Origin of the sequence: Merdibacter massiliensis, from assembly GCF_900155395.1 — a bacterium.
Taxonomy (GTDB): Bacteria; Bacillota_I; Bacilli_A; order Erysipelotrichales; family Erysipelotrichaceae; genus Merdibacter; species Merdibacter massiliensis.
On the sequence record NZ_LT699728.1, the window covers coordinates 101,925 to 113,655 of the forward strand.

General features: G+C 41.2%; 8 protein-coding genes. 1 reads left to right on the top strand and 7 read right to left on the bottom strand.

From position 1 onward, the window contains the following. Positions 1–104: 104 nt before the first annotated feature. Positions 105–566 (bottom strand): VanZ family protein, encoded by a 462-nt coding sequence (locus BQ9859_RS10665; protein ID WP_075878154.1) that lies wholly within the window; start codon positions 564–566, stop codon positions 105–107. Positions 567–591: 25 nt separating this feature from the next. Continuing rightward, positions 592–1,890, bottom strand: a complete 1,299-nt coding sequence (locus BQ9859_RS10670) for an aminotransferase-like domain-containing protein (protein ID WP_075878155.1) — start codon at positions 1,888–1,890, stop codon at positions 592–594. 108 nt (positions 1,891–1,998) lie between these two features. Here BQ9859_RS10670 and BQ9859_RS10675 point away from each other — a divergent pair, with 108 nt between their 5' ends. Beyond that, positions 1,999–2,496 (top strand): ECF transporter S component, encoded by a 498-nt coding sequence (locus tag BQ9859_RS10675; protein WP_075878156.1) that lies wholly within the window; start codon positions 1,999–2,001, stop codon positions 2,494–2,496. A 49-nt stretch (positions 2,497–2,545) separates the two neighbouring features. Here the strand turns inward: BQ9859_RS10675 and mgtA (BQ9859_RS10680) are convergent, their stop codons facing one another. The 5 genes from mgtA (BQ9859_RS10680) to BQ9859_RS10700 all read right to left on the bottom strand — a co-directional run bounded on the left by mgtA (BQ9859_RS10680) (position 2,546) and on the right by BQ9859_RS10700 (position 11,367). Next, complete coding sequence (mgtA, locus tag BQ9859_RS10680) at positions 2,546–5,308, bottom strand: magnesium-translocating P-type ATPase (protein ID WP_075878157.1); 2,763 nt, start codon at positions 5,306–5,308, stop codon at positions 2,546–2,548. 131 nt (positions 5,309–5,439) lie between these two features. Further along, the gene (locus BQ9859_RS10685) at positions 5,440–5,937 is read right to left on the bottom strand and encodes a winged helix-turn-helix domain-containing protein (protein WP_075878158.1); all 498 of its coding nucleotides are present in this window, start codon (positions 5,935–5,937) and stop codon (positions 5,440–5,442) included. A gap of 17 nt (positions 5,938–5,954) precedes the next feature. Then, positions 5,955–8,606, bottom strand: a complete 2,652-nt coding sequence (mgtA, locus tag BQ9859_RS10690; protein WP_075878159.1) for a magnesium-translocating P-type ATPase — start codon at positions 8,604–8,606, stop codon at positions 5,955–5,957. Positions 8,607–8,825: 219 nt separating this feature from the next. Next, positions 8,826–9,200 (bottom strand): transposase, encoded by a 375-nt coding sequence (locus BQ9859_RS10695; RefSeq protein ID WP_075878160.1) that lies wholly within the window; start codon positions 9,198–9,200, stop codon positions 8,826–8,828. Positions 9,201–9,264: 64 nt separating this feature from the next. Continuing rightward, positions 9,265–11,367, bottom strand: a complete 2,103-nt coding sequence (locus BQ9859_RS10700; RefSeq protein WP_143404424.1) for a hypothetical protein — start codon at positions 11,365–11,367, stop codon at positions 9,265–9,267. Positions 11,368–11,731 lie beyond the last annotated feature (364 nt).

Genomic DNA, 11,731 nt, shown 5'->3' on the forward strand with positions numbered 1-11,731 from the left:
AGCAAGGAGGTAAACCCTTGCGTGTATGACATTCATTCCCCTAATGATAATTCATACAATTTTCTATCCCCTTAATAATATTTGAGAAAAGACCGGTCCCCCCCTTAACCGGTCTTTTCTCTTTTTCTAATGTTTTGAATGAGCAGATCCAGCATTCTTGCAAATAGGCTTCCGGCCATGGAACCGCAAGTATCTAACAGTACATCTGAAAACTGTCCCGATCGTCCATTGGAAAGCAGCTGATGGACTTCATCACTGCATGCATAACAGAAACAAAAGAAGATCGTGATCCAGCATGCCTGTTTCCAGGATCGTGATCGTAAAGATACAAAATGAAAGACACAAAACCCCAATGCAGCATAAATAGAGAAATGTGCCGTCTTGCGTATCAAAAAAGTAAACGCATCGACAGAAAGCAGGCTCTGTACTAGCGGATACAGATGATCAACGATAAAGGAACTTTTCGCATCGGAAGCCGCTGCCGTGTCTGCGGAAAAATAAAAGATCAGCAACATGATCATGATGCTCAAGAAACCCCATACTAATTGTTTGTGTTTTGTCTGCATAAGCCTTTCCTCCAACTGTCTTATTCTAGCGAAGCTTTGCTAATTGTGTCAATGCTTTTGACAATTGATCATAGGGCAAAGCGGCAAATGAGATGATAAATGTATCCGAAGTAAATCCATCAATCGCAATCCCCTGCTTTTGCAAGCGTTGCAAAAAAGCATCGATATCCCTTTCATATGCAAAATGATAACGTGTCAAGGATTCTTCGATCCGTACGCAGTGCAAGTGCAAATGCGCTGCTTCTTCCAGCATCAACTGGTGTTTTTGATGATACTGCCGTTTTAAACGTGTGATCCTTCTGCGCAAATGACCATCCGCAATATACGATGCAAACGCCAGCTGTTCTAGTTTCGATGCGCTGGGGGAATAGGACGGTTCTCTTTCCTGATATTTTTTTGCCAGCGGCTGCGGCAGGATCATATAACTGATACGCAAAGCCGGAAGCAGGATCCGGGAAAAAGACCCCATATACAGACAGGATCGTGATGGATCCATTGCCGCAAGTGCACGGCTGCCTTCCCGCAAATAATTGAGCTCTCCGTTATGATCATCTTCGATCAACAAGATATTTTCTTTCTGTACATACTCCATCAGTTCTTTCCTTGCCTGTTCATCAAATTTTTCTTTTTCAAACAGACTGGGTGAATGAAGGAATAAGATCGTTGGATGCAATCGTTTCAGTTCCTGCATGCTAAAGATTTTCTCTCCCAATGAAACATCCGCTACTTCCATTCCATAATCTTCAAATACACGGCGTGCCTGCAGGTAGATATCTTTTTGAATTGCTACTTTAGCCGGTTTATCTAACAATCCGCAAACTTGATACAACAGGGACTGCACGCTGGCACCAATGATCAATTGTTCTTCGTGCGCCAACACACCGCGTACCTGTGAAGCATGTTTCATCAAGGAAACACGCAGTGCATATTCTCCACGCGCCTCCCCATAAGAAGAAATCGCCGTGTGATTCATTGCTTGTTTCAGATATTGCTTCCAGATGACCAGCTCGTTTTCTTCTGTCAAGATGGATTGGGAACGCAGATCAAATTGAATCTGCGGTTCTTCTGCTACAGGGGACAGTTCTTGCATAGCAGCATGCAGTCGACGATTTTCTTCGCTTAACGCTACATAATAGCCGCTTTGCGGCCGTGCACGAATATAACCCTCCAGCTGCAATTGTGCATATGCATGCTCCACACTGGTCTGTGAGACATGAAATTGCCTGACACAGTAGCGAATGCTCGGCATTTTCTCTCCCTGCCGGCGATAACCTTGCAAGATTTCCTCTTTCAGTTGGAAATAGATCGTTTCATACTTTTTCATTGGATCACCTTATCCAGTATAGCATAACTGTCCTCTTTTTTTATTCATTTTCTGTCTATTTATTATGATACAGTATTCTTTTATAATCAATACAGGAGGAAATCATATATGAAACATGACTATACAAGAGAACTCGTTTTTGGTGCTTTAGGAATTGCTCTGGTCTTTATTTCGACCCTTTTTTTGAAACTGCCAAATTCGATCGGCGGTTATCTGAATCTGGGAGACGGCTTTATCTTATTATTTTCAGGATTTTTAAGTCCTTTTGCCTCTTTCATGGTTGGCGGAGCCGGCAGTGCATTTGCTGATATTGCCGGAGGTTACGGTACGTATGCCATTGCTACGATCTTGATCAAGGGAATAGAAGGTCTCTTGATTTCAGTTCTGATTCATAAAAATATGCGTCTACGAATACCGGCTTTTCTATTGGGATCGATCTGGATGATCGCCGGTTATTATGTCACGGATTCCATTTTAAATGCATCTTGGATCGTCGGTCTTGGCGGCATTATCGGCAATGTCATTCAAGCTGCGGTCGGTATCGTCATCGCACTTGCGGCAGCTCCTTTCATCACACGATTAAAGGAAGATCCAAAAGAATTTTAAAAAGAACGGTATGATCTTTCACATGGATCCTACCGTTTTTTTATGCCGATCATAGAAATTCCTTGTATCGGCAAATATAGAGTTTTTTCAAAACCGTTGTCAGCACCATATACAACAAGATACATGGAAGCAAATAAGCAAAGTAAGCTGCAGGCAAAGCGATAAAACCCAAGGCTGCGCCAAAGGCAGTAAACGGAATGATCGTTAATAGTACGATACCGCTTAATGTCAAGAAGGTGACAGGAGTCGAAGCATAGCTTTGAATGAACGGCAATTTGGAAGTACGGATCATATGGATGACTAATGTCTGGCTCCACATGGATTCTACGAACCATCCTGCCTGGAACAGACCGATATACTTCGCCTGCAACAACAATAACTGTGCACCGCTGAAATGCTGTGGAAGATCATGGAAGACAACTCCATTTGAAATAAAGAGCGGACATAAAATAAAATACATGAATAAATAGGTCGTGATATCGAATATAGAACTTACCGGACCGATCCATAACATAAATTTTCCTACGCTGGAAGCATCCCATTTACGCGGTTTCTTGATGTATTCTTCATCCACATTATCCCATGGGATAGCAGTACAGGATAAATCATAAATTAAATTCAAAATGATCAGGTGCACGCTCATCATCGGCAAGAAGGGCAGCAAAGCACTGGCAATGAGGACAGAGAACATATTTCCAAAATTCGAAGAAGCTGTCATCTTGATATATTTGATCATATTTGCGTACGTTTTGCGGCCTTCGATGATCCCTTGTTCCAATACCCGTAAATCTTTTTGCAGCAAGATCACATCTGCCGATTCTTTGGCAACATCTACTGCCGTATCGACAGAAATGGCAATATCTGCACTTTTCATGGCGGCCGCATCGTTGATCCCGTCTCCCATAAATCCAACAACATGTCCATTTTTCCGCAATACAGCAACGATCTTAGCCTTCTGCGACGGTGTCAGTTTGGCAAAGACATCTGTGATCTCTGCTGCTTTTGCTAACTGGGCATCGCTCATATTTTCCAGATCGGAACCTAACAACATCGTTTGCACTTGTAAACCAACCTGCTTGCAGATCGTACGCGTTACTTTCTCATTGTCGCCAGTCAAGATCTTGGTATTGACGCCGTGTTCCTGTAAAGCTTTGATTGCAGCAGCAGTGGATTCTTTCGGCGGATCCAAGAATGCCAGATACCCCAAAAGAACCATCTCGCATTCATCCTTCTTTCCAAAAGTATCTGTTTGTGAAGGATTGCTTTTTTGTGCGATTGCTAATATCCGAAATCCTTTCTCATTCAAATCCTCTACCGTTTTTAAGATCCGTTTACAGATCTTTTCATTCAATGGCCGCACAATGCCGTCACATTCCACAAAGGTACAGATCGAAAGCATTTCTTCGACAGCACCTTTGGTCACCATTTGCCTTTTTCCCATCTGATCTTGTACGACGACGCTCAAGCGGCGTCGGTCAAAATCAAACGGGATCTCATCGATCTTTGTATATTTCATTGACAGTTCCATAAATTCAAGTACCTGTCCACCGATCTCGTCACATTTCTGAATGATTGCCAGATCCATCAAATTCTTATAGCCTGTTTGAAAATAACTATTGAGATACGCATGACGCAATACCCGCAGATCTTCTTCGCCGTTGACATTTAAATGATACTCCAGCACAACTTTGTCTTGTGTCAGTGTACCGGTCTTATCTGTGCATAAAATATCCATGGCGCCAAAATTTTGAATGGAATTCAAATTTTTGACGATGGTTTTCTTTTTGCTCATGGATACAACACCTTTTGCTAAACAAGTCGTTACGATCATCGGCAGCATTTCCGGTGTGAGCCCTACGGCAATGGAAATACCGAATAAGAAAGCATTCAGCCAGTCTCCCTTTGTCACTCCGTTGACGATAAATACCAGGGGAACCATGACCAGCATAAAACGGATCAACACCCAGGAAACGGCATTGACCCCTTTGGTAAAACTCGTTTCTGGCGTTTCTTGAGCTATGGAACTTGTCATGGATCCAAATAAGGTATCATTTCCCACACAGATGGTAACAGCAACGGCACTGCCTGAGATCACATTGCTGCCCATGAAAGCAATATTGGTATAATCCGTCAAGCTTTTCTTTCGCTCACTGATCATTGCTGTTTTTTCGATCGGCTCACTTTCACCTGTCAAGCTGGATTGACTGACAAACAGGTCCTTGGCTTCCACGATCCGCACATCGCCCGGAATCATATCGCCGGCACAAAGATGCACCAGATCCCCCACGACCAGCTCTTCCATCAAGATCTCGATCTTCTCTTTATTCTTGCGTGTTACACTGCAGGTAGTTGTGATCATCTTCAATAATTTTTCTGTTGCATTTCCGCTTCGGGATTCCTGGACAAAACGAAGCAGACCGGAAATGGCAACCATCGTAACAATGATGATCACCGTTACGCAGTCAAAATCATCCGGTGTGCTTCCAAAAAGCGAAAAGAACGGAAACAACATATCTGTCATCATGGACACGATGGCCAGACAATACAAAATAATAGTAAAGGGGTTGATAAATGCCTGCCATATTTGTTTTCTCAGTGATTTTTTCTGTTCGCGGGTCACGGTATTTGCACCATATGCCTCCCGGTTTGCAACTACTTCTTCATTGCTCAATCCGCGAAATGTCGTATGATACTTTTTAAAAACAGATGGGACAGGGTGCATGGCCGCATATGCAATGGCTTCCTTCTGTTTTTGATGGACCATATTTTCTTTTTCTAAAACATCTTTCATCTGATCATGGTTCCTGTTCATTTTTCATACCTCCTTTGAAAACATACTTTGCATAGGCAACGTATTGGTTTCCTTTTGCAGTATAAAAAAATCGCAAGAACAATCACATGAAACAATTCTTGCAATTTTCTTGCGATAAAATCAGATTTTCTTTAAATCTGATCATTAAATTTATAACCAATGCCCCAAATCGTCAAAATATAGTTAGGTGCATCCGGATCAAGTTCTATTTTCTTTCGCAGCTTCCGGATAAATGCCATGATATTGCTGTCATCAAATAAATAATCATTTTCCCATACCGCTTGATAAATCTGTTCTTTCGTGAATACCTCTCCGCGGTGATACGCCAAGAAATACAAAATATCGAACTCTTTCGGAGTCAATGAGAGTTCTATTCCATCACGGATCACCTTGCGGTTCTTCCGGTCAATCACAAGGGAGCCGCAATAGATTCGATCTTGTATATCCCGATTTCTTTCCTGGTCTTCTCTTTCTAACATCAGCGAGTGAATATGTCCATTATCCAGATCATAAAAAGCCTCCAGCAATTCTTTTGCCGATGGCGTATAAGGAGCCTGTGTGCGAAGCTGTTCACAGAGCCATTCAATCAAAGAGGAATCCAGGGAGACCAATCCGATATGTTGTTTCATAGTTGCATTCCCCTTTCTTATAAAAGTTCATGATAGCGTTTGTTATAGCGTATTTTGGCAAGCGAGACCAAAAATAGATATGCCATCACGACAAACAGCAAAAAGATAAAGTAAACAGGTGGAAGCGATGTCAGTCCTAAACAGCTGCCAACCGGTGTAAATGTGACTAATGTGAATATGAAAGTACCGAATACAGTCACCAGAATCAAGAAATGTGACGGTCTGCTTTGTACGAAAGGAAGTTTTGCACTGCGTAAAAGATGCAAGATCAACACCTGGGTCCACATAGATTCCAGAAACCATCCGGTTTGAAAAAGCGCAATGAAGCGAACCTGCATGATATCGGAGAGAGAAGCAAAAGGACCTCCGCAAATAGAGGGACATAACATAAAGAACAAATACAAAAAAGTCAGAATATCAAAAAAAGAACTGATGGGGGCAAAGAAACGCATGAAGCGGCTCAATGTTTTTCCCGACCACTCCAGCGGCTGCAGGCACATCTCTTCATCGACATGATCCCATGGCAGAGAAAGACACAATACATCATACAAAAGGTTTAACAGCAAAATCTGTAATGAGGTCATTGGAAGAAATGGCAGACAGGCACCGGCAATCACGATAGAAAAGATATTCCCAAAATTGGATGAAGCAGTGATCTTGATATACTTCATTACATTTGCAAATGCTTTTCTTCCTTCTTTGATACCTTCTTCTAATACATTCAGATCTTTTTTCAGCAAAATCACGTCAGCTGCTTCTTTCACTGCCTCTGCAGCCGTATCGATCGAGATGCCGACATCCGAAGTGACAATGGCTGGCAGATCATTCAATCCATCCCCTAAAAAGCCTACCGTATGACCATTCTCTTTTAAGATCTGGACAATCTGTGCTTTTTGTTTCGGAGACAATTCCGCGAATATGCTGGTATATTCAATTTTGACAGAAAGTTCTTCTTCACTGATGGCTGCCAATTCACTGCCTGTCAAAGTCTTGGTCGTATCCACGCCCAATCTGCGGCAGATCGAAACAGCGACTGCTTGCTGATCACCTGTGAGTACACGCACGCCTACATGCAGCTTTTGCAATTGTTCCATTGCTTTTGCCGCACTTTGTTTCGGTGCATCAAAAAAAGCCAAATAGCCTAATAAGGTAAAATGCTGTTCTGTTTCTGCTGTCAGCTGTTGTGTTTTTTCGCTCTTGTAAGCAATGGCCAGCACCTTCATGCCATCTTCCAGCATCTCGTCCACGATCGCATGCATGCTTTTTCTTTGAGCATCGTCGATCACGTATCGTTTTCCTTTGTATTCTACATGCGTACAACGCGCACAGACAGCATCCATGTTGCCTTTGATGATCATCAACGAATCTGCTTCATTCTCCACCAATACATCAACGAATTTACGTTGGTAGTCAAAAGGCAGTTCATCTATTTTTTTATGCATCTGCAACAGACGCTGAAACCGTGTGCGATGATCTGGTATCGTCTGATAACGCAGGATCGCCTTGTCTAACGGATTGACGACCCCTGTGTGATAATAACTGTTGATATAAGCATAATCCAATACTTTTTGACACTCATTGCCAAAGATATCCATATAATATTCCAAAGTGATCTCTTCTCCGGTCAAAGTACCTGTTTTATCTACGCATAATACATCCATGCTGCCAAATCCCTGCATTGCATTGATATTCTTCACGACCGTCTGTTTATGCTCCATTGCCACGCTGCCTTTGGCCAAACAGGCATTGATGACCATTGGAAGAAGTTCCGGTGTAAGGCCAACAGCAACCGATAAAGCAAATAAGAAAGCAGACAGCCAGTTACCATTGCTCAAAGCACAGACAATAAAAACGATCGGTATCAAGACCATCATGAAACGAATCAAAACGCGTGCGATGGAGATTGCCCCTTTATCAAATTCATTTTTTTCATTTGTCCCTTTGGCAGCAAGTCCGCCATACACTGTATCTTCACCAACGGCCAAAACAATGCCTTCTCCATTACCGCCAATGATCGAACATCCCATAAAAGCGATATTGGTATACTGCGCAAAATCCTGCAAGTGCTCCTTTGACAAGATATCGGTCTTTTTTTCCAAGATCATGCTTTCTCCTGTTATGAGCGCTTGTGAGAGAAAAAGATCATTTGCTGCTATAATACGAATATCTGCCGGCACACGATCCCCGGCAAGCAGACGCACCTGGTCGCCAACGACCAGATCCTGCACTGCCACCTGTTTCCATTCTCCGTTTCTGCGTACAAGTACAGCAGCACTTACCATCTGATCCAAAAAATCAGCAATGCGTTTGGACCGTAATTCTTGTATGAAACGAATGATGCCGCTGATAAGGAGCATGCATAAGATGATCAGAAAAGTGGTCGGATTGCGCGTATAATGCGAAGCCAATACGATGTTCATCATAAAATCAATGATTGCCAGCACGAATAAAATGATCGTAAATGGATTCACAAAAGCTCTTCGCAAGCGATAAAGAACTGTATCCGATGTCTTATTTGTCACGCTGTTCTTTCCAAAATGCAAGCGGCTTTCTTCTACTTCCTCATCCGTATACCCGGATGAAGACAGATGAAAATCACGGTACAAAGCATGTATATCCAGATAGGCATAATCCAATACACGCCGATGCGCAAGTGTATGTTTTTTCATTATTTTTCCTCCATGAAGCCAATTTCATCATAACATACAAAAGCAAATGGAAACCTTGCTTTTTTCTTGTTTTTCCCCATTTTGCATCGCAATGCATGCAAACTCTTATCCGCACAGAAATCAAAAACAAGAAAAACCTCTTTGCCTGCATACGAACAAAGAGGTTTTTATCTTCTTTTTCATTTTCAATCAAGAGATCTGATGTAATCTGCTAACATCTTAATTAGAAACTTTATGAAAAGTGTGTGCCGGACGACCACGTTTTTTTTCAACTACATGATAATCATTCTGTATATAACTTTTTATCCAATTCGTCAATGCTGTCTTACTGGATAAACCGTATTTGATTGCCGTTTCTCCAATGCTTTTGTTTTGCTCTAATACTTCTAAAATAGCCTTTTCCTTTTCTTCTTTGCTGTAACGGCGGCAATAGCCTTCATGTAAAATATCATAACCATGCTGATCAATCAAACGCAATAAATATTTGATACTTTCTTTGCGCAATGAATACTCATTTGCCAATGCATTGATCGTTGCTCCGGCCTTTCTTTTTTTGTAGATATTGATTTTCTGCTCTTTTGTTAATTTTCTCATCAATATGTGATCCTTTTTCGAAAAGGCAGCCAGATGGATCCGACTGCTCTTTTTTTATTGACAATTAATTACTCATTTTTCTTTTGAGCAGAAAAGCAACAGTCAATAAGGAGGATGCACCCAACAGAATCATCCATGATACTACATTATCGGATGTACTTGTATCTGGAGCTGCATCTGTAGTTTCCGTTGATGTGGTTGGTTTTTGTATATCTGTCGGTTTCTGAGGGTCACTTGGTTGTGCTGGTTCTTGTTTTTCATTGTTTGCGTAAGCCAATACAAATGGTGAGAAACTAGAAGTTTCAAATACGAAGTATTGATTTCCATTGATCGTTTCCAATGTAGGGATGATCGTAATGAGTTCATCGATATTTCCCTCAACATCGCCAGTATTATAATCTCTGTCTACACCGCTGAAATGGTAAATATAGACATCGTTTCCTTCAACGTAATCTTCAGGTACTGGCCAGTATACGGTCGTTGTTTCTCCTTCACCCATTGTCAGATACGCATCACCATTATTGGTATCTACCAGATCCATATATTTTTGTTCAAATGTAAGATTGTCACCTTCCGGTAATGTAACCTTATCATTATTCATCAAATAGTCTACCAATACATCCTCATCCAGCAATTCATCTACCATGAGTCTGACACCGGAAATATCGGCAACCTGTACATTGTTATCATTCACGAAGTAAGTCGGATTTTCAACAGATACACCGGCAAAATCGCCAGAAGCGATTTTGCTTTCATCATTTACGATTGGTGCATGCACTTCATCAATATTTGCACGTACGGTCAATGTTGCACTTGTACTTTGTTCTACCGGATATGTATATGTTTTTCCATTGACCGTGATCTCTGCCGTAATATAGCCAACATCCAATGCGCCGCTGTAAATCGACATTTCATATTGTTTATACTGCTCATTTACAGATGCATTAAAATCATCTGAAACAATTGCATTTCCTTGTTCATCTTCCAGCAGCATACGAACCGGATCTTGGCCCTCTAATGCCGGAACCAGCTTATAAACATAACCAACTTTATCATTGCTGTGGTCTGGCACACCATACAATTCCAGATTCCATGCACGTGTCGTTCCTTTGCCATCATCATATTTAAACGTTACCAGATTGGACAGATCTTGAATGGATCCTAATTTTTCTTGTAACTCTTCCGGCAATGTCAAATGGAAACCTGGTGTTGGGAATCCTTCACTTTCCGTTGTGCTGCCATCTACACCAGAAATGACTCCATCATATCCATTACCGCCTGTATAAATCGTAATATCAGCAGGTTCCACACTGATCGGCTGTACTTGTTCTAGTTCAATCGTATTATAAAAAGAAAATGAATAGTATTGATAACTATTACCTGTTGCAGGACCGTCAAGACCAAAACCAGACCATAATTCGATCGTATCCCCGTCTTTGAAGCCATCCTCTGTCAGATTTTCAAAATAAGCATCTGTCTCTTCATACAGATCGGTACCAGGCAAATAATCTCCTACCGCATGTGCTCTAGAGAATGTAGTACCTTTGACTGGATCCAATGCATCTACATTTTCTTTTCCGTAAACAATACTGAACAATTCAGAATAAAATCCATTATAACTTGCTGTAGATAATGCTGTTTCCGGCCATTTGATCTGCACATCTAATTTGTTGCCTTTTGGTGTAACATAAACATACTGATTGATCCATGGATATTCTTCAATGTATTTGAGAAGATCATCTTCTGTCATAGTCCAAATGCCATTGTCTGTCCAATGTTTTTCATTTAACCAATCCGGATGTTCTGCAAAAAGAACAGTTAGTGATTCATAATTTGCATTATGAAGATTATTAAAGTAATTGAGCATATAATCCGTAATTGCAGTGTCTCCTGTATACCCTTTCTCTGCCAAATAATCATAAATCTGGCACATCATTTCAAAGGTAACGTTTCCACAGCTGCTGACGCCAAATACATCTTTATAAAAATAATATGGAATCATGGATCCGCTTAACATGATCGGCATATATTGTCCATCGTAAGTCAGCAACGGCAACAAGCTGCCTTCTTCCAAGCTGCCAAATTGACTTGTATCTTCTGGAGCCAATACAAAACTATTTTCTTTGTAACGATATTCATTTCCCGATTCATTCTTTATTCGAATCACATATTTTGCTGAAATTCCTGGCAACGTTGGTGTAGCATTAGCTAATGTATCTAGTACACCATGCGCTAAATCAATTACTACATCTTCTCCAGCTCCATCAAGAATAGTGTACTGTAAAATGATTGTATCATCTTCTTCAAATGATTTAAAAGTTACGCTGTCCGATTGACGTTTTGAGTAATCAACGAAGGTTGTCTCTTCGACTCCACGGTTTCGTTTGCTTCAATAGACGAGATTGGCAGTATGCTCAAAAGTGTGAGCAATGCTACACTGCATACCAGTATTCGCTTTTTCATAGCAATCCTCCTTAAAAACCTCTGGAATTGCATGACAAAAAAAACTACCCATTATGAAAAGAATCCAA

Coding starts and splice junctions, on each gene's coding strand:
- BQ9859_RS10665 (WP_075878154.1), bottom strand. CDS start 566: ATGCAGACAAAACACAAACAATTAGTATGGGGTTTCTTGAGCATCATG.
- BQ9859_RS10670 (WP_075878155.1), bottom strand. CDS start 1,890: ATGAAAAAGTATGAAACGATCTATTTCCAACTGAAAGAGGAAATCTTG.
- BQ9859_RS10675 (WP_075878156.1), top strand. CDS start 1,999: ATGAAACATGACTATACAAGAGAACTCGTTTTTGGTGCTTTAGGAATT.
- mgtA (WP_075878157.1), bottom strand. CDS start 5,308: ATGAACAGGAACCATGATCAGATGAAAGATGTTTTAGAAAAAGAAAAT.
- BQ9859_RS10685 (WP_075878158.1), bottom strand. CDS start 5,937: ATGAAACAACATATCGGATTGGTCTCCCTGGATTCCTCTTTGATTGAA.
- mgtA (WP_075878159.1), bottom strand. CDS start 8,606: ATGAAAAAACATACACTTGCGCATCGGCGTGTATTGGATTATGCCTAT.
- BQ9859_RS10695 (WP_075878160.1), bottom strand. CDS start 9,200: ATGAGAAAATTAACAAAAGAGCAGAAAATCAATATCTACAAAAAAAGA.